At 68.4% G+C, this 19,034-nt stretch carries 16 protein-coding genes and 1 pseudogene; 10 read left to right on the plus strand and 7 right to left on the minus strand.

The genetic code is table 11. The annotated features are described in order from the left end of the window. Positions 1-39 precede the first annotated feature (39 nt). Entirely contained in the window at positions 40-519 is a 480-nt protein-coding gene (locus ACFXIV_RS10120; protein WP_379397406.1) for a hypothetical protein, read from the minus strand. Between the two features lie 94 nt (positions 520-613). On the opposite strand from ACFXIV_RS10120, the gene ACFXIV_RS10125 reads away from it, so the two are divergent. Further along, complete coding sequence (locus tag ACFXIV_RS10125; protein WP_379397404.1) at positions 614-1,309, plus strand: TetR/AcrR family transcriptional regulator; 696 nt, start codon at positions 614-616, stop codon at positions 1,307-1,309. Positions 1,310-1,327: 18 nt separating this feature from the next. Here ACFXIV_RS10125 and ACFXIV_RS10130 read toward each other — a convergent pair whose 3' ends face one another. From ACFXIV_RS10130 to ACFXIV_RS10140, 3 genes are read right to left on the minus strand one after another with little or no spacing between them, the layout of a single operon-like run. After that, complete coding sequence (locus tag ACFXIV_RS10130) at positions 1,328-2,746, minus strand: phytoene desaturase family protein (protein ID WP_379397402.1); 1,419 nt, start codon at positions 2,744-2,746, stop codon at positions 1,328-1,330. After that, a complete protein-coding gene (locus ACFXIV_RS10135) occupies positions 2,743-4,563 on the minus strand; it encodes a DUF3556 domain-containing protein (RefSeq protein WP_379397400.1) in 1,821 nt (606 codons plus the stop codon). Before ACFXIV_RS10135 ends, ACFXIV_RS10130 begins: the two co-directional genes overlap by 4 nt. A 31-nt stretch (positions 4,564-4,594) precedes the next feature. After that, entirely contained in the window at positions 4,595-6,052 is a 1,458-nt protein-coding gene (locus ACFXIV_RS10140) for a class I adenylate-forming enzyme family protein (RefSeq protein ID WP_379397398.1), read from the minus strand. A gap of 167 nt (positions 6,053-6,219) precedes the next feature. On the opposite strand from ACFXIV_RS10140, the gene ACFXIV_RS10145 reads away from it, so the two are divergent. The 4 genes and pseudogenes from ACFXIV_RS10145 to ACFXIV_RS10160 form a co-directional block, all read left to right on the plus strand. Beyond that, positions 6,220-7,494, plus strand: coding sequence for a PucR family transcriptional regulator (locus ACFXIV_RS10145; RefSeq protein WP_379397396.1), 1,275 nt, complete (start codon positions 6,220-6,222; stop codon positions 7,492-7,494). 131 nt (positions 7,495-7,625) lie between these two features. Beyond that, positions 7,626-9,335, plus strand: coding sequence for a PHA/PHB synthase family protein (locus ACFXIV_RS10150; RefSeq protein ID WP_379397394.1), 1,710 nt, complete (start codon positions 7,626-7,628; stop codon positions 9,333-9,335). A 10-nt stretch (positions 9,336-9,345) separates the two neighbouring features. Further along, complete coding sequence (locus ACFXIV_RS10155) at positions 9,346-9,798, plus strand: MaoC family dehydratase (RefSeq protein ID WP_379397392.1); 453 nt, start codon at positions 9,346-9,348, stop codon at positions 9,796-9,798. Positions 9,799-9,806: 8 nt separating this feature from the next. Continuing rightward, positions 9,807-10,171, plus strand: a pseudogene (locus ACFXIV_RS10160) (alpha/beta fold hydrolase); the annotation flags it as partial. A 170-nt stretch (positions 10,172-10,341) separates the two neighbouring features. Here ACFXIV_RS10160 and ACFXIV_RS10165 read toward each other — a convergent pair. Both ACFXIV_RS10165 and ACFXIV_RS10170 read right to left on the minus strand, forming a co-directional pair. Then, a complete protein-coding gene (locus tag ACFXIV_RS10165) occupies positions 10,342-10,881 on the minus strand; it encodes a DUF4822 domain-containing protein (RefSeq protein WP_379397390.1) in 540 nt (179 codons plus the stop codon). A gap of 166 nt (positions 10,882-11,047) precedes the next feature. Next, complete coding sequence (locus ACFXIV_RS10170) at positions 11,048-11,866, minus strand: SDR family oxidoreductase (RefSeq protein WP_379397388.1); 819 nt, start codon at positions 11,864-11,866, stop codon at positions 11,048-11,050. Positions 11,867-12,050: 184 nt separating this feature from the next. Here ACFXIV_RS10170 and ACFXIV_RS10175 point away from each other — a divergent pair, with 184 nt between their 5' ends. The 3 genes from ACFXIV_RS10175 (at position 12,051) to ACFXIV_RS10185 (ending at position 16,572) form a co-directional block, all read left to right on the plus strand. Continuing rightward, positions 12,051-13,454 (plus strand): lipase family protein, encoded by a 1,404-nt coding sequence (locus ACFXIV_RS10175; protein WP_379397386.1) that lies wholly within the window; start codon positions 12,051-12,053, stop codon positions 13,452-13,454. 115 nt (positions 13,455-13,569) lie between these two features. Beyond that, complete coding sequence (locus tag ACFXIV_RS10180) at positions 13,570-14,670, plus strand: hypothetical protein (RefSeq protein WP_379397384.1); 1,101 nt, start codon at positions 13,570-13,572, stop codon at positions 14,668-14,670. A 246-nt stretch (positions 14,671-14,916) separates the two neighbouring features. Beyond that, positions 14,917-16,572: a cutinase family protein gene (locus ACFXIV_RS10185; protein ID WP_379397382.1), complete on the plus strand. Its 1,656-nt coding sequence runs from the start codon at positions 14,917-14,919 to the stop codon at positions 16,570-16,572. 88 nt (positions 16,573-16,660) lie between these two features. Here ACFXIV_RS10185 and ACFXIV_RS10190 read toward each other — a convergent pair whose 3' ends face one another. Next, positions 16,661-17,617 (minus strand): undecaprenyl-diphosphate phosphatase, encoded by a 957-nt coding sequence (locus ACFXIV_RS10190; protein ID WP_379421245.1) that lies wholly within the window; start codon positions 17,615-17,617, stop codon positions 16,661-16,663. A 187-nt stretch (positions 17,618-17,804) separates the two neighbouring features. Here ACFXIV_RS10190 and ACFXIV_RS10195 point away from each other — a divergent pair, with 187 nt between their 5' ends. Next, positions 17,805-18,680: an alpha/beta fold hydrolase gene (locus tag ACFXIV_RS10195; RefSeq protein ID WP_379397380.1), complete on the plus strand. Its 876-nt coding sequence runs from the start codon at positions 17,805-17,807 to the stop codon at positions 18,678-18,680. Between the two features lie 53 nt (positions 18,681-18,733). Next, positions 18,734-18,997: a hypothetical protein gene (locus ACFXIV_RS10200; RefSeq protein ID WP_379397378.1), complete on the plus strand. Its 264-nt coding sequence runs from the start codon at positions 18,734-18,736 to the stop codon at positions 18,995-18,997. The last annotated feature ends 37 nt before the right edge of the window (positions 18,998-19,034 follow it).

Here is a 19,034-nt window from a genome sequence, read left to right on the forward strand (position 1 = left end):
GACGACGGGGGTGTCGCCCAGGTGGTCGGTGACGGCACGTCATCGTCCGGCGTCGGTGGCGATCTGCTGGGCGTGGCCCAGCACCGTGCCGTGTTCGACGACCATGCGCCGCTCGATCATCGCCGGGGTTCGCTGGGAGAGATTGTCGAAATACGGTGTGTAGCGGCCGAGTTCGACGTCGGAGGGCTCGAACAGCAGGGTGCGGGGGCGTCCGTCGGTGTCGTGCCAGCGGATCACGAGCATCCGGTTGGTGATCGACAGGAACGGCGCGATCGCCCGCGAGGCGCGGAACAGACCGAACCGCGTCGGGTACGGCAGGGTCACCAGATCGCAGGTGGTGATGCTGTCGGGGGTGCCGGTGCCCGGGAATTCGCGACGGAACGCCTGCGCCTGTTCACGCGCGACCCGCAGCCGTGCGCCCGGACCGCCCTCGACATGCGCGAGATCGGTGAAAGTGTCGATACGGGTTCCAACGGCCGGTAGATCGACCACATCGGAAGTGCCCCAGTGGAAACGCATGCCGGACTCCAATATCCACATCGTGGGTTTTATGCAGTCTCGACGATATACCCACAGTGTGGATTTAATCAAGGGTGTGAGGCAGAATGGCCGCATGACCAGCCCAGCCCCCTCGACGCGCCGGGGACGGCCCCCGAAAGGGTCCGGCCAGCTCACCCGGGCGGGGATCGTCGCTGCGACCCTCACGGTGATCGACGGCGACGGAATCGACGCTGTCGGGATGCGCGCGGTCGCACGCGAGCTCGGTGTCGACCCGAAGAGCCTGTACAACCACGTGGACGGCAAGGACGGGCTGCTCGATGCGGTGACCGAGCATCTGCTGGGCTCGATCGAGCTGCCCGCCCGTCGCGGTGATCTCCGTGGTGACCTGCGGGCCATCGCGGAGGCGTTCCGCGATCGGGCCCTGCTGCATCCCGCGGCAGCGGCGCTGGTGCTCACACGGCAATTGGCATCGGTGGAGGGCCTCGCACCGATCCAGGCCGTCCTGGAAGTGCTGCTCGCCGCCGGCTGCGATCCGCAGGAAGCGGTCCATCTGATGCGGACGATGGTGGCCGCCCTCATCGGCACCCTGCTGCGCGAAGTCAATGCCGGCCCCACCTACGGAACCAGCGACATCGCCGGGATCGCCGCGCGCCGGGCAACGCTCGAACAGTCGGGACTGCCCGCCGTCGCGGAAGTCGCTCCCTACCTGGCGCGATTCGACAAGCGGGAGGAATTCGACTACACGATCGAGCTGGCGCTCGACGCGGTCATCGCCCGAATCGACGGTTCGACGCGGAACTCCCGGTAGTCGGCGCAGTCGCAGTCCTCACACGGATCCGAGATGAGCCAGGGCAGCCTCGGCGGCGTTGGCGCCGCACATGCCGTGGGCACCCGGGCCGGGTGGGGTCGCGGCGGAGCAGATGTACATGCCGGGAATCCCGATCGCATACGGGGACAAGGTGATTCGTGGGCCGAAGACGAGCTGGCGAATGTCCTTGGAGCCGGTCATGATGTCGCCGCCGGTGAAGTTCGGGTTGTGGGTGGCGAATTCGGCGGTCGGGCTGACGGTGTAGCCGATCACACGGTCACGGAAGCCGGGAGCGAACTGCTCGATGCGCCCGATGATCGCCTCGGTGGCGTCGCCGGTGTAGCCGTACGGGACATGCGCGTAGGCCCACACGGGGTGGACATCGCCCACCGAGCGTTGCGGGTCGGCCAGATATTGCTGGCCCACCAGGACGAACGGTCGCTCGGGCAGCCGACCGGCATGGATATCGCGCTCCGCGGCGGCGACCTCGGCGAACGGACCGCCCAGATGAACGGTCCCGGCGCGGCGGGCGTCCGGACTGGCCCAGGGCACGCCCTCGGCAACCGCGAAGTCGACCTTGAACGCGCCAGGTCCGCGCCGGAATCGCCGGTACGCGTGGGAGATTCGCGACGGCAGCCGGTCGCCGAGGATCTCGGCCACCGATTCCGGGGCGAGATCGAACATGGTGAGGTCGGCCTGCGGCAGTTGGGTGGCCGTCTCGATCCGGACGCCGGTCTCGATCTTGCCGCCGAGGTCGGCGAGCAGGGCCGCCAGCGCGTCGGCGATGGCCTGCGAGCCGCCGGCCGCCACGGGCCACCCGTAGCGGTGCCCCGCGGTCAGGATGCCCAGGCCGATGGCCGAGGTCATCGGCAGGTGCAACGGCCGGAAGGCATGCGCCGCAATACCTCCGAACAGCGCCCGCGCCTCCTCGGTCCGGAAGATCCGGGCCAGCGCTGAGGCGGGCAGCGGGGTCGGTGCGCCGAAGCGGGCCAGGGTCAGCGGGTGCCGGGGCACCCGCAGCAGGGGTTGCAGGATGTCCTCTGCCAGGGCGTCGTAGCGGGCGGCGGGCCTGCCGAACAACGACGTCCACCGCTGCCCGTCGCGGCCGAGTCCGGCGGCGGTGCGCTCGACCGACCGGTGCAGGACGCCGGCCCGGCCGCCGTCGAGGGGGTGTACGCAGTCGATCTCCGGTGTGCGCCAGGACAATCCGTATCGGTCGAGTCCGAGTTCACGCAGGAACGGCGAGCCCGCGGCCATCGGGTGGACCGCCGAGCAGTGGTCGTGCAGCAGTCCGGGAACGATGGCCTCGACGGTGCGGGTGCCGCCCCCGATCTCCTGGTCGGCCTCCAGGACGGTGACCCGCACGCCCGCCCGGGCGAGGGCCACGGCGGCGGCGAGTCCATTGGGCCCGCCGCCGACAACGGTCGCGGTGGTCATGCCAGCGCTCCGTAACCGTGCTGCTGCTGGTCGCGAATCTCCGCCGGGCCGGGCACTTCCGGCTGCGGCCGGGTCCAGGTGACCGCCAGCGGGATCGGGCCGTTGGGCAGCCACGGCTGCTCCGCCACGGCGTCGGCGACCCTCCAGGCGCCCCGCTCTATCACCCCGAGTGCGGCGTCGATGACCTGGTAGTGCTGCACCTTGCTGCCCCACGCCTGCGATTCCACCCAAACGACGATCGCCTCGCCCGGTTCGAAGCGGGCTTCGCGCTGTACGGCGGCGATGAAGTCCGCATTGTGCAGGTGTCCGTCGCCGAAGTTGAAGCCGATCACCGAGTTGCAGAGGAATTCGCCCTCGCGCACGGTGCGGGCATCGATGTCGGGCAGGTTCTTCAGCAGCACCGAGAACAGGCCGCGGCCCTGGCTGTGCATGGTGCGCCAGGCGACGACCTGCTGCATGGTCACCTCGGCCCACGCGGGCTCGTAGCCGAATTCGACGAACTGGTCGACCTGGTTCTTGGCGGAGCGCGTCACCCTATCCAGTTTGCCCTCCGCGCCGGGGGCGAAGGCCCACACCGCCGAGGCCCAGTTACCGGCGTACTGCCGCATGGACGGCAGAAACGACACCTTGTCGGGCCGGAAATTGCCGAGGATCGGGAAGACCAGCAGCCCGGCGATCAACCCGAGTGCCAGCCACGGCGAGGAGAGGTCGAAGACGCCGTAGCCGTTCCAGTTCGGGAAGCCCAGGAACAGTAACACCGTCGCGTAGGCGAAGAGCACGTTCCATTCCAGCGGCACCGCCAGCGGGAAGGTCGACACGATGAACAGGTGGAAGATCACCATCACCGCGACGGCCGCCAGGGTGAGCCAGCGGTTGGTGGAGAACAGCAGCACCAGCGGCGTGATCACCTCGACCGTGGTGCCGCCGACGTGCGCCATCACATCGGCGATGCGGGACGGGCGCAGATCGCGCGGGAAGTCCCGGTAGTGCGCTCGTTTGAACCAGGTGAACGGTACCGACGGGCTGTTGCTCACCATGGGCGGCACCACCTGCGAGAAGTGTTTGCCGAACTTGGAGACACCCGCGCCCACCCACACGACGACGATGAGCAGTTTCAGCGCGATGATCATGTCGACGAAGGGCAGCACCGCGAAGAAGAACAGTGCGGGCAGGTACTGTTCGCCACGGGCGGCCAGGAAAATGGTCTTGTCCCGCAACCCGTTCAGGACGAGCAGCACGATCGGCGCGATGAGCAGCGCCGGATTCACCAGGCCGGAGGTGTTGCCCGGTACCGCCGCCGACAGCGAATCACTGTGCACGCCAGGCGAGAACAGCGCGACTGCGACGCTCACCAGCAGCGCGATGTACAGCGTGATGTCGAACCAGCCGCGCCGGTCGCCCGCGGTGAACGGCACCCACGTCCACGGCCGCAGCCGGATGGTGCGCGGCCGCGCCCAGAACCGTATGCCGCCGGTCATTGGTTTCACCTTGCCCGCCAAGGGCCCCCACGAGCCGGCGATGCCGATACTCTCCAGCAGGACGGTCCACAGGATGACCTTCTGGTAGACGATCGGCTGGTTCCACCACTCGCTCACGTGCCAGAACGCGGGCAGGTGCGAGGTGGTGGTGGCGACGACGATGCCGCCGAGGGCGTACAGCACGATCAGCTTCAGGATGTAGATCGTGTGCACCATGCGCGGTGAGCCGAAGCCGTGTTCGGCCCAGTTGACGGCCAGGATCCGCATGCGCTCCATGAGCGGCAGCCGCAGGAAGTACTCGGGCTCCACGGCCGGCAGATCGGGTTCGATGAATCCCATGACGATGCTCCTTGCTGAAAAGTGGTGGGAATCAGAACGTTTGCGCGTCGAGTCGGCGCAGCGCGGGTTTGTCGATCTTGCCGACCGCGTTCTTGGGCAGCTGGTCGAGAATCGAGATGGATACCGGCAGTTTGTATTTCGCCAATCCCCGGCGGGCGTGCTCTCGAATGCCGTCGGCGTCCAGGGCAGCGCCGGTGGTGAGGGCGGCGAACAGGATCGGCTGTTCGCCGTAGACCGGGTCGGGCCGGCCCACGACAGCCGCCTCGGCGATCTCGGGCAGCTGGTAGACGACGGTCTCGATCTCCTTGGGGTAGATGTTCTCGCCGCCGCGGATGATCATGTCCTTGGCCCGGTCCACCAGGACCAGATAGCCGTCCTCGTCCAGGCGCCCGATATCGCCGGTGTGCAGCCAGCCGTCCACGATGGTGGCGGCGGTGACCTCGGGCCGATTCAGATAGCCGCGCATGACATTCGGGCCGGAGATCAGGACCTCGCCGGCCTCCCCTACCGGCGCGTCGTCACCGTCCAGACCGAGGATGCGGATGCGCTGGCCCGGCAGCGGCAGACCGACCGTGCCCGGCTTACGTAGTCCGGCGATCGGATTGATCGTGCTGGCACACGTGCCCTCGGACAGGCCGTAGCCCTCCACGACCGGGATGCCGTAGCGGGCCTCGAATTTCGCCAGCACCCCGATGCTCGCCGGGGCGGCCCCGCAGATGCCGAAGCGCACCGACGAGGTGTCCGGGCGTACGCCCACTGGCCGATCGGCCAGCATGGCGTAGATGGTCGGCACGGCGGAAAAGTATGTGGGCCGGGCCTTTTCGATCCGGTCGAAGAAGCTGCCCGCGTCGAACCGGCCCGCGACGGTGGTGCGCCCGCCCGCCAGTAGCGGGGACAGCACGCTCACCACGATCCCGTTGACGTGGAACAGCGGCAGGACGAGCAGGCTGTGGTCGCTCTCGTCGAGATCCAGCGCGTCGATGACCATGCCGCACATGGCGAGCAGGTTGGCGTGGTCGAGCATGACCCCTTTGGGCCGCCCGGTGGTGCCGCTGGTGTAGATGAGCAGGGCCGGCGCGCCGGGGTCCGCGTCGATCGGCTCGACGTCGATGCCAGGGCCCGCGAGCAGCTCGCCCAGCGGGACGACCGCGCACCCGGGGCCATCGAACGGCGCATCGGTGACCATCGCCTTCGCGCCGGCGTCGGCCACCTGGAAGGCGATCTCGTCGGCGACCAGCGCCGGATTCACCGGTGTGACCGCCGCGCCCAGCCGCCACGCGGCGAACAGCGTCACCACCAGGTCCGCGGTATTGGGCAGCCGCACCGCGACCACGTCGCCGGCGCCGACACCGTGGCCGCGCAGGGTCGCGGCGGCCCGCTGCACCGCCGCGAGGAACCGGGTGTTGTCGAGATCGGCCCAGTCGTCGGCGAGGGCGGGGGCGGTCGGACGGGCAGCGGCCCTGCGATCGGGTAGTGCCGAGAGGTTCATGAGTTATGTCCTTGCGGGAGGAAAAGTGATGGCGACCACGGTAGAAATCGCCGGCCCCCGCGCCACCGTCGTGTGTGAACGAAGTTCCGGACCGTATTTGTCGCCGGGAGACAAACCCGCTCGGCGAATCCGCCGCCACCGCGCGGTCCCGGATCTACCGTGGAGGGGTGACGGTTGCGCGGCGCGACGGCGATGTCGCGGTGGGCCGCTATGTGGAAGCGATCGCCGCCCGGTTGAACGCCAGGGTGACGCAGGTGAGCGCCGCCATTCGCGACGCGCTGGAGGACGACATCGTCGTGCTGCGTGGCGATATCCGCACGGTGGACCTGCTCGGCGCGAGCGTCGAAGCCAATGTGGACACCGTGCTGCACGCCATGCGCCACGACATTCCGGTGGACCGCATCCAGGCCCCCGGCGCGGCCGTCGAGTACGCCAGACGTCTTGCGCAGCAAGGTGTTCCGGCCAATGCGCTGGTGCGTGCCTATCGGCTCGGGCAGCGCCGGATGACCGAGATGGTGTTCACCGAGCTGCACACCATGGACATTCCGGCGGCCGAGCGTGTCGCCGCCATCGAGCGCATCACGGCGATCCTGTTCGAATACATCGACCGCATCACCGAGCAGGTCGTGCTGATCTACGACGACGAGCGCGAGCGCTGGCTGGAGAGCCGGAACAGCCTGCGCGCGCTACGCGTCCGCGAATTGCTGACCAGCCGCAAGACCGTCGACGTGGACGCCGTCTCCACCGCCCTCCGGTATCCGCTGCGCTGGCATCACGTGGCGCTGGTGCTCTGGTATTCGGACTCCGAGGACGACGAGATCCCCCGCCTGCAGCAGTTCGTCCGCGAGCTCGGGCAGGAGCTGACCGTGGAGGCGAATCCCCTGTTCGTCGCCACCGATCCGGCCGGCGCGTGGGCTTGGCTGCCCTATCGCGCGGATCCCGGCGATCCCGTCGCGCGCATTCGGGCCCGGGTCTCCGCCGAGTCCGGCCCGCCCGGTATCGCCATCGGCCCGGCCCAGCCGGGCCTCGACGGCTTCCGGGCGTCCCACCGGCAGGCCGAGCGAGCCCACGGCGTAGCGCTCGCCCGCGGACTGCCGAATCCGCTGCTGGCCGCGTGGGACCCGGGTCTCGCGGCGGCGGCGCTGCTGGGCGGCGATCTCGGCGAAACCCGCGAGTGGGTGGGCGAGGTGCTGGGAAATCTGGCCTGCGACACCGGCAATGACGAACGCCTGCGCGAGACCCTGCGCGTATTCCTGCGCAGCGGTTCGAGTTTCAAGGCCGCGGCCGGTGAACTGGATCTGCATTTCAATTCCGTGAAGTACCGCGTCGGCCGGGCCATCGAGCGCCGCGGCCGGCCGATCACCGGCGATCGGCTCGATGTCGAACTCGCCCTGCTGGCCTGCCACTGGTACGGCCCGGCGGTGCTGCACCCGCAGGGCTGAGATCGCGAGCGGCCGCCGCACGCGGAGGACAAGACCGCGACTCATCTTCGTCTCCGCGACACAATGGCAGCGGCGCGCCGGCGGCCTACCTTTCTTGCCATGAATTCCCCCGATTCCACGAGGAGTGACTCATGGTGACCAATTCCGACTACGCCGCCGAACCCGCACAGGCCGACGAACTGGCCGCGCCGCTGGATCTACTGCTGACCGGCTCGGCAGTCGGCATCGGCCGCCGGATGCTGCCCAACAATTCCTGGAGCCGGCTGGCCGTGCACCTGGCCCGGCGGCCCCGTGCGGTGGGCGGGCGGGTGTCGGCGCTGCGGCACGAGCTGACGGATATCGCGCGCGGACGGTCCGAACGGGCTCCGGCCAAGGCCGACAAGCGCTTCGCCGATCCGGCCTGGCAGAGCAATCCGATCCTGAAGCGCAGCATGCAGGCGTATCTGGCCGCCAGCGACACCGCCGAGGAACTGCTCACCGATGCGCACCTGGATTGGAAGGACGAGCAGTGGATGCGCTTCGTGATCGACAATGTCCTCGAAGGGGTGTCGCCGAGCAACAATCCGCTGCTCAATCCGCTGGGCTGGAAGGCACTGGTCGACACCGGCGGGGCGAGCGCGGTGCGCGGACTGCGGCGCTTCGTCGGCGATATGGCCCGGGCGCCCCGGGTTCCCGCCATGGTGGAGCCGAACGCCTTCACGGTGGGCGAGAACGTCGCGGTCACGCCGGGTTCGGTGGTGCTGCGCACCGACGTCTTCGAGCTGATCCAGTACGCACCGCAGACCCCGCGAGTGCACACGGTCCCCTTGCTCCTGGTGCCGCCGGTGATCAACAAGTACTACATCATGGATATCGCGCCGCACCGCAGCATGATCGAGTACTTCCTGTCGCAGGGCCAGCAGGTGTTCGCCATATCGTGGCGTAATCCCTCGGCTGCGCAACGGGATTGGGGCTTCGACACCTACGGCCAGGCCATCATCGACGCGCTCGGCGCCGTCGAGACGATCACCGGTTCCGAGCGCACCCACCTGCAGGCGTCGTGCTCCGGCGGCATTCTGGCGGCCATGACCGCGGCCCACCTCACCGAGATCGGGCAGGATCACCGGCTGGCCGGGCTGACCCTGATGGTGACCGTCCTCGACCAGGCCCGCGCCGGATTCGCCGCGGCCGCCATCGACGAGGAGACCGCCAAGACGGCCATCGCGGTCTCGCAGCGCAGGGGCTACCTGGACGGCCGCGCGCTGGCCGAGGTGTTCGCCTGGCTGCGGCCCACCGATCTGGTCTGGCGGTACTGGGTCAACAACTATCTGCAGGGCCGCGCGCCCGCGCCCTTCGATGTGCTGTTCTGGAATGCCGACACCACCCGCATGACCGCCGCCCTGCACCGCGACATGGTGCTGATGGGTGTGCACAACTCGCTCACCGTTCCCGGAGGGGTGCACATGCTCGGTACGCCCGTGGACCTGTCGCGGGTGACCGTGGACACCTACGTGGTGGCCGGGCTCGCCGACCACATCTCGCCGTGGCAGGCCTGCTATCGCAGCGCCCGGCTGCTGGGCAGCAAGGATTGCCGATTCGTGTTGTCCACCAGTGGCCATATCGCCGCGCTGGTGAATCCGCCCGGAAATCCGAAGGCCGCCTACCGCGTCGGCGCGCCCGACGACGCCGATCCGGCCGCCTGGGTGGACAGCGCTGCGCAGCAAGCCGATTCGTGGTGGCCCGACTTCACAGAATGGCTCGCCGAACGCAGCGGACCGGACAGGGACGCGCCGGCGACACTCGGCGCCCCTGATCTGCCGGCGCAGGACCCGGCCCCCGGCACCTACGTGCTCACTCACTGAAAGGCATACCGTGACAACACGACTCGGCTCACCCGCCGACCTGATCGGCCTGACCGGACAGCAGCTCGGCACCACCGAATGGATCGAGATCACCCAGCCACAGGTGCAGCTGTTCGCCGACGCCACCGGCGATCACCAATGGATCCACACCGATCCGCGGCGGGCCGCCGACGGGCCCTTCCACGGCACCATCGCGCACGGCTATCTCACGCTCTCGCTGGCGCCGGTGATGATCGCCGACGTCCTCGAGATCCGCGACCTCACCGCGGCGCTGAACTACGGCCTGAACAAGGTCCGCTTCCCCGCGCCGGTGCCGGTGGGGTCCAAGATTCGGGCGGTGGTGACGCTGAACACGGCCCAGCGGAAGACCTCCGGCGTGGAGGCGGTGTTCGGCCTCACCTATGAGATCGACGGCAGCAACCGCCCCGCCTGCGTCGCCGATGTCGTGGTGCTCTACCCGTGAGCACGCCGATGCCCGCCGACGACGTCGAGCAGCGGCTCATTCCCGTACTGGGACAGCAGATTCGGGTCCGGGTGCACTGGGGCGAGGGTGTTCCGCTGGTGCTGTGCAACGGGATCGGGGCCGCGTTCGAGGTGCTCGATCCGCTGGTCGCCGCCCTCGACCCCCGGACCACCGTGGTGCGGTTCGATGTGCCGGGCACCGGCGGCTCGCCCGATTCGCCGCTGCCGTACGGATTTTCGTATCTCGCCCGGTACTGGGCGAGCTGCTGCGCAAACTCGGCATCCACGGGCAGGTCGATGTCCTCGGCCTCTCCTGGGGTGGCGCGCTGGCCCAGCAGTTCGCCTTCCAGCATCCACGCCGGTGCCGCGCCCTCAGCTGGCGCCGGTCATCGAGTCCTTCCGCGCCGACCTGAACCGGCGGACCGGGCACGGGAATTGCTGGGCGGCAACGACGTCCCGATAGGGCACACAGCGGTGCGAATCGACCGCACCGCCCGCGGCATCAAGAGACGACGCGGGCGGCATTCGTCGGCCGGACCGCGGATTACCTGGCGGGTTCGGGGTGGGTCGTCGGGGTGTGGATGATGTCGAAGTAGACGGTCTTGTCGTCGGCCGTGGGATAGACGCGGTAGGTGAAGTCTTTGTCGTTCAAGGTGACGATGTCGACCACGCGGGTGAATTGTTCTTGGCCCGCATCATTTTTCGCGACGATGGTGCGAGTTCTGCCGTCCGGGGAGACGGACCAGTCGCCGTGCATTTTCGGGGTGTCGTCGAGGTTGAACATCGTGAAGGTGCCGTCGGACTTGAAGTAGGCGAAGCCGACGTAGTTCTTGACATTGTCGTCGGTGAGGGGGACCGCGGCGCCGTGGGCGTCGGTCGCGGAGGTGGTCTCCCAGGGTGTGGCGGCCAGCATGGCGGCGGGCGAGCCCGGCGTGACCGCCGCGGATGCCGAGGTGGGCGCCGCACCGGAGGTGGTGGCCGGGATCGGCTCGCTACTGTTGCTACTGCAAGCGCCGAGCAGGCCGACCGCTGCGAGGGCCACGGCAAGAGTCGCGATCTTTCTCGTCATCCCTTTACCTGTCATCGGACTCACTGTAGTTATCCGGCGGCGAGACTCCGTTCAACGAATCGCACCGCGAAGGCTCGGGCCATACTGGACAAGGCCGGCCGGTCAGCGGCCGGGCCCCGCCGGAGATGCCTCTCCGGAGGATGGGCCCGGCCGCCTGACCGGCCGGGTCGGGTTCGTCGACTCAGTTGCCCTGGGCGGCAACCGAAATCGGCTGCCACTTACGCCAGGTCTCCAAGCGCGATTCGTAGTCCGCGGTGGCGATGGCCAGCGGAATCTCGCCGAGGAAAATGCGCAGCGGGGGCTCGTCGGCGTCGACCACGGCGAGAATGGCCTGGCCGGTGGCCCCAGGGTCACCGCGGCGCACCGACGAACGCTGGGCGGCGCGGGCCGCACGGGAACCGTCATAGGCAGGATTCGGGGTGGCGTGCCGCGAGGACGGACCGGCCCAGTCGGTGTCGAAGCCGCCCGGCTCGATGAGGGTCACATGAATGCCGAAGGGCGCGACCTCCTGTGCCAGCGACTGGGACAGGCCCTCGAGTGCCCACTTCGAGGCGTGGTAGGCGCCCAGATTCTGGAAGGCGGAGATGCCGCCGATGCTGGAGACCTGCAGAATGTGGCCGCTACCCTGCGCGCGCAGGATGGGCAGCGCGGCCTGGGTCACCCACACCGCGCCGAACACATTGGTCTCCAGCTGATCCCGGAGCTCCTGTTCGGTGAGTTCCTCGATCATGCCGAACTGGCCGTAGCCGGCATTGTTCACGACGATGTCGAGGCGTCCGAAATGGTCGGCCGCCTGCTGCACGGCGGCGAAGTCGGCCGCGCGGTCGGTCACGTCGAGCCGCAGCGACAGGAAGGTCTCCGGATACTTGGCGACCAGCTCGTCGAGGGCGCTCAGATCGCGCGCGGTACCCGCGACCCGGTCCCCCCGCTCCAGTGCGGCGAGCGCCCATTCCCGCCCGAAACCCCTTGATACACCGGTGATGAACCACACTTTGCTCATGTTCTCCGACCCTAAACAGCTGGAGTGCACTCCAAGCAAGGGTCGAGATGGTCGCGCCCGGATATATATGCCGATTCCGCCACGCGCGCATATTGCGAGCCGGGTCACAACTGTGACAAAGTGAGCTCGACAATATTGAGACTATGTGGTCTCACAATGGGGATCAGGGTGAGGAAGTGGGTCGATGAAGACCAGGCGACTGACCGGGCGGTTACTGCGGCTCGGGACGGTGTCCATCAGTGCACTGGTGGTGACGGGACTGACCGTGGGACCGGCGCCGGCCGATCCCGCCGCGCCCGTCCTGCCCTCGATTCAGCCGGCGCAGATCCTGCCGCTGCCACCGGAACTCGATCCGGGCTTCTACCAGCCGCCCGCCGACGTGGTGGCGGCCGCCGCGCCCGGTGAGATCATCGCCGCCCGGCAGGTCAACCTCGCCAACTTCGGCCTGATCCCGCTCAATGTGGATGCCTGGCAGGTCTCCTACCGCTCCAACAACGGTCGCGACGAGGCGATCCCGGCGGTGGCCACCCTCATCAAGCCGCGCGGGGTCGCGCCGGCGCCGCGCAAGCTGCTCTCGGTGCAGATCGCCGAGGACTCGACCCAGGGATACTGCAGCCCCTCCTATGCGCTGCAACATCTTTCGGCCGCGCCGTTCGTCGGGCAGATCGTCGCGCCCGCCGAGTTCCTGTTCGCGCAGGCCGCGCTGCAGCAGGGCTTCGCGGTGGTGATCCCCGATCACGAGGGCCCGAATTCGGCCTATGCGGCGGGCCCGCTGGGCGGCCGCATCACCCTCGACGGCATTCGCGCCGCCACCTCCTTCGCGCCGCTCGAGGTCGGCGCGGGCGCGCCGGTGGCCCTCTACGGCTACTCGGGCGGATCCATGCCCACCATGCACGCCGCCGAACTGCGCAAAACCTATGCGCCGGAACTGAATATCGTCGGCGCGGCGTCCGGCGGCACCGGCGCGGACCTGGGCGCGACCCTGCTCATGGCCAACAACCAGGCGACCGCGGGCCTGGTGCTCGGCGCGGTGCTGGGCCTGTCGCGCGAGTATCCGGATTTCAACGCCCTGCTCGATCAGAAGCTCAATCCGCTCGGGCAGTTGCTGCGGACGGTGAAGGCCCCGTTCTGCGTGCAGTACCAGACGGCGTTGCTGCCGTTCCTGAACATCACCGGCATGATCAATTCGCCCGACCCGCTGCAGGAACCGGCGGTGCAGGCCATGCTCGAGGACACCCGCCTGGGCAAGAGCCTGCCCGATATGCCGCTGTTCATCTGGCACTCGCACTGGGACGAGATCCTCCCGCTGCCCTCGACCAACCAGCTGGTCGACACCTACTGCCAGCAGCCCGACGCGCAGGTGACCTACACCCGGGACTGGGCCAGCGAGCACATCCTGGCCGAGGTCACCGGCGGCCCCGCAGCTCTCATGTGGCTCTTCGATCGGCTGAACGGCGTTGCGGCGCAACCGGGTTGCTCCAGCACCGACATGCCGTCCATGCTCGGCACCCCGGGCGAGCTGCAGACCCTCGGCGACACCCTGGGCGAGACCTTCGCCTCCTTCTTCGGCAAGCCCATCGGGGCCTGACCGACCCGGCCCATCGGGCCCCGGCCGACGCCGGCGATGCGGGCCCAGTCCAGGTGTAGCAACGTGTCAGCTACCTTGGACTGGGCAGAGGAAATCGACTCCGTGGAGGGTGAGCATGCTGCATACAGATATCCCCACGCGCGGCGAGATACTGGCGCTGGCGTCGACCACCGGACCGTGGTGCGTATCCGTCTACACCCCGACCGAGGCGGATACCCCGACCCCGGACAAGAACCGGTTGGCCTTCGAGAACCAGGTGAAAGAGGTGCTCGACCGGGTCACCGACAAGCAGGCCCGGATCGCGCTGACCGACGCCTTCGCGGACCTCGTCGACGACGAGGACTACTGGCGCTTCCAGTCCCGGACCCTGGCCGTGCACGCCACGCCCGAGGGCATGCGCACCTACCGCCTGCCGAACCGGCTCGAACCCAGCGCCACCCTCGGCGACCGCTTCTACATCAAACCGCTGCTGCGGGCGGTGACCTTCCCGCAAACCGCCTTCGTGCTGGCCCTGTCCGAGAACGCGGTGCGGCTGGTGGAGGTCGCGGCCGAAGGCCCGGCCCAGGAGGTGGCGGTCGCCGGACTCCCGACCGATCTGAACAAGTACCTGGATCTGCCGCCGCTGGGCCGCAGCCCGCACGGCCGCCTGCAGGGCAGCGAGGGCCGCAAGGTGCGGGTGCGGCAGTTCTGCCGGGCCGTCGACCAGGCGCTGCGGCCGGTGCTGGCCGGTCACGACATCCCGCTCATCCTGGCTGCCGCCGAACCGACGGATTCGCTGTACCGCTCGGTCGACAGCTACCCGCTGCTGCTGGCCGAGGGCATTCCCGGCAATCCCGAGCACCTCTCCGACGGCGACCTCGCGGCCCGCGCCCGGCAGCTGCTCGATCAGCACTACGCCGCCGAATTGGCCGATGTCCGAAGCGAATTCGAGAAGCGCCGCAGCGACGGCCGCGGCGTCATCGATCTCTCCGACATCGCCCGCGCCGCCACCTACGGCATCGTGCACACCCTCTTCGTCGATATCGACGCGTCGGTTCCCGGCGCCGTGACCCAGGACGGCGCGCTCGCCGCCGCCACCGGCGACGGCGAGGCCCCGGGCGTCCTCGACGAAATCTCCAGGCGCGTGCTCCTTTCCAATGGCCGCGTGCTGGCCGTCCGCGGCGACGACATTCCCGACGGCGCACACGCGGCGGCCATCCTCCGCTACGCGCCCTAGTCCCGCCCGATTACGCCGGGATCACACCCGTTACCGCACCCGACCGGTCCACCGGAACCGGGTGCGGGTAACCGCGTTTTCGCTGGTCCAGCCCCTGCGCCGGGCCCGGCCCAGGTCCTGGTGCGGTAACGACTCATTCGATCAAGTAACGTTCGAATCTCCTGTGACGACGTCTCCGGTGGTAGACGGCCCGGGTGCGCGCAGGGCCTGACAGTTCACTTGTCGGGGTGAGATGGGGATTCGGGCATGGATATTCGTGGCTTCATGAAACGACATAAGATCGCGTCGGCGGTGGCGGCGCCGGCGACGCTGGGCGTGGCGGTAGCGGTCGCGGCCACGTTCGCGATCACGTCGTCGCCGGACTCGAAGCAGGCCGATCCGGCGCTGAAGGCCTCGGTCACGGAATGTCACGACATGGTGACCATCTCGGTGGCCGGGCGCAACGACTCGCCGCAGCAGGGCACCACGAAGATGCTGGTCGACGCCAATGGCAACGAGCTGCCCGCGGCCCTGTCGGACGACTACCAGAGCCACTGGGTGGATCCGGTGGTGAACGCGCCCGGCGGATCGGTCGACTCCAACTCGTACTGGGCCGTGTACGTCTCCTATCCGGCGAACCTGAACAGCTACGAGGACGCCGTGAACACGGGTGTCGCCAATACCGAGCAGGTGATGCGCGACATCTCCGCGGCCTGCCCCAACACCAAGTACGCCATCGTGGGCTACAGCGAGGGCGCGGATGTCGCGCGCCGGGTCGCCATGGATGTCGGGCACCAGAGCGCCGGGGCGGACGGCAAGTACGGGATCGTCGATCCGGGCAATGTGGCCGGTGTCGTCATTCTCGCCGACTCGGGCCGGACAGCGGGTGAGGGTCCGTTCCCGGGCGCGAAGGACCCCAGCCACCCCGACAACTTCAACCAGAGCTATCAGACCGGCAAGGACGTCGCCGGCGGCCAGGGCGCACTGCCGGACCAGTCCGGTGACTTCGGCGCGCTGAACGGCCGGATCGCCTCCTTCTGCTCCGACGGCGACCTCACCTGCGCCGCGCCGAAGAACATCTCGCTGCTCCAGCTGGCCATCAATGTCGGCCGCCAGATCAATGCCGACCAGATGCAGAGCGACGGCCTCACCCCCACCACGGGCATGGATGTGGCGGTGGTGCTGGGCAAGATCGCCGGTGACGCCTTCGCCGACATCGCGCACGACCCGGGCTGGTGGACGAGCAAGGAGACCTTCCTCGACGTCCTGCTCAAGGTCTCGCAGCCGGGCTACAAGCCGAATCAGGACAACCCGACCCCGGTGGCCGCGGATTCGATTCAGGCCGAGACCATGTCGCCGCTGGCGTACCTGCCGCAGAAGGTCTTCAACGAGGTCGTCGGCCTGATCACCACCAACCAGAACACCATCCCGGTGCTCCTGAGCGACCCGTACAACCTGACCCTCGGCCCCAACGGCACCGGTCACCACTTCGACTACTGGCGGGATTCCAACCCGGACAACGGCAAGCCCCTGACCTCCGCGGAGTACGCCGCAGCGTGGCTCACCGAGCTCGCCAAAGAGGCCCAGGCCGGCCAGCTGAACCCGAAGACGCTGACCCCGACCGCCACCACGGCCCCCAACGTGCTGGCCGCGGCGCCGACGAGCGCCACGTCCGGAACCACCACTCCCGCAACCGGTTCCACGACACCGGCCGCCGGAACCACCACCCCGGCCACGACGACGCCCGCCACCACGACGACGACGCCGCCGCCGACCACCACGGTCACCCCGGACGCGGCCACCCCGGCGACCACCACGCCGCCGGTCACGACCACCCCGCCGGTGACCACCACGACGGTTCCGGTCACCACCACTCCCCCGGTGACCACCACGACACCGCCGACCACCACTCCCACGCACTGAGCCACCGGCGAAACGAGCATGCGCTGGGGCGCACCCGGAAGGGTGGCGCCCCAGCGCATGCTCGTTTCCGAAGCTCGCCGGTTCCGGCTCAGCGGATGGTGAACCAGACCAGGCTGCCCAGGCCCGCGACCAGGCAGTAGATGGCGAACGGGGTCAGGGTCTTGGTCTCGAAATAGGCCGTGAGGAACTTGACCGAGATATAGGAGAGGACGCCCGCGACCACACTGCCCGCGAAGGCCGGGCCGAGGATGGCGTGGTTCTCGTGCTTGAAGAGCTCCGGCATCTTCAGCACGCCCGCCGCCAGGATCACCGGCGTGGCCAGCAGGAACGCGAAGCGGGCGGCATCCTCGTGACGCATGCCCTTGAACAGGCCCGCGACGATGGTGCTGCCGGAGCGGCTGATGCCGGGGAAGAGGGCGGCGATCTGCGCGGCGCCGATCAGGGTGGCGTCGCGTATGCCGAGGCGGGACAGCCGGACATCGGAGGCGCGGGCCGGATCGGTCATGGGGAGCACGACGGTGTCCTCCATGGAGAGGTCGCCGGTGCGACCGGTGGGGCTGGCGAGCTGGAACTCGGGTTCGTGTTCACGCTTGCGCATGAGCTCGGCCGACAGCAGTACGAAGCCGTTGATCGCCAGGAAGATCGATGTCGGAACGGGCGTGCCGAGATAGTTGCGGACCGCCTTCTCCAGCAGCAGTCCGGCCAGGCCGACCGGAATCGTGGCGATCACCAGCAGTACGCCCAATCTCGCTTCGGGCGTGCGTATTTGGCGTGTCAGCACCACATCCCACAGCCCCTGAACGATGCGTACCCAGTCCCGCCAGAAGAAGATCACCAGGGCGAGCGCGGTGGCGACGTGCATGGCCACCAGCAGCGCCAGATACGGGGAGTCCTTGGCGGACATGCTCAGATCGTCGGCCCATTTACCGCCGACCCAGGCGGGCAGCAGGATGCTGTGGCCCAGGCTGGATACCGGGAAGAGCTCACTCACCCCCTGGAGCGCGCCGACGATGATCGATTCCAGGTAACTGATGGCCATTCGAATTCCTGTCGGGGGCGGTGCGGGGATCCGAACACCCCGGGCCGATACACGGGCATTGTGTGATCGCGCCGGGGCAGCTCGCTTGGCGAGGCTACTCGATGCCGTGTCGGCGTGCGCACACGTGGTGGATCGGCGGAGGATGCGGCAGGATGAGAACGATCGGTATACCGGCGATGGGCGGGAGACGGAAATGCGAGCGGAACTCACGGAGTGGATGTCGCGGGGGAGCTACTTCGACTTCGACGGGCATCGGATCTTCTACATCCGGGAGGGGAAGGGACCGACGCTGCTATTGATCCACGGCTATCCCTTCAACTCCTACGACTGGCATCGCATCTGGCCGGACCTGACCGCCCACTACGACGTCATCGCGCCCGACATGCTCGGGATGGGCTTCTCCGACAAGCCCATTCGCCACCACTACAGCGTGCTCGAGCACGCCGATATGCACGAGGCCCTGCTGCGGCAGCTCGGCATCGGCGAAACCCTGCTGCTGGCACACGATCTCGGCGTGAGCGTGGCGCAGGAGCTGCTGGCCCGCCGCCTCGACGGCACCGCGGCGGCCGACATCCGGGCCGTGATGTTCCTCAACGGCGGGCTGTTCGTGGAGGCGTATCGCCCGCGCCTGGTGCAGAAGCTGCTGGGCACACCCCTCGGTCATCTGGTGGGCCCGCTCATGACCGGCGGGGTCATCGCGCCCGCGGTGCGCGAGGTGTTCGGCCCGGACACCAAGCCCACCGACGACGAGATGCGGACACTGCAGGAGGTGCTGTTCTATGGCAACGGCCGCTTCGTCAATCATCTGGTCGGCCGCTTCGTGGCCGAGCGCACCACCTACCGCGACCGCTGGGTCGAACCGCTGCTGCGCAAGGAGATTCCGATGCGGCTGATCAACGGCCCGCTCGACCCGAACTCCGGTGCGCACATGGTGGCCCGCTACCGCGAACTGGTCGCCGACCCGGATGTGGTGAGCCTGGACCGGATCGGGCACTGGCCGCAGCTCGAAGACCCCGCCGGGGTATTCGATGCGGCGCACGCATTCCTCCGCGCCGCGAATTCGGCCTAGACGCAATCCATTTGCGCGACGCGGAGCCCGGCTGCGTGGAATACTTCCGCGATATGCAGTACAGGGGATTCGACAATCCCGACGCCGGCGAGGATCCCGAGTTAGCTCAGGCCCGCATCTTCCTGGACGAATTGGAAAGGCATGTAGTCAAACTGACCCGGCGATTGCAGACCGCACCCACCCTCGAAGCCCGGCAGTCGATCAGTGCCGAACTCTCCACGGTGCGCCGGTATGTGGATCGCATTCACCGCAGATTCCCGGGAATTGCCGTCGCGAATCCATTTCGCGGCTCACCACCCGGAGCATCCGCGCTCTAGGCCGGCTACCGGGCCGGATTCGATTGCGGCTCAACCG

The sequence above is a fragment of the Nocardia sp. NPDC059236 genome (assembly GCF_042754085.1).
Lineage (GTDB): Bacteria > Actinomycetota > Actinomycetes > Mycobacteriales > Mycobacteriaceae > Nocardia.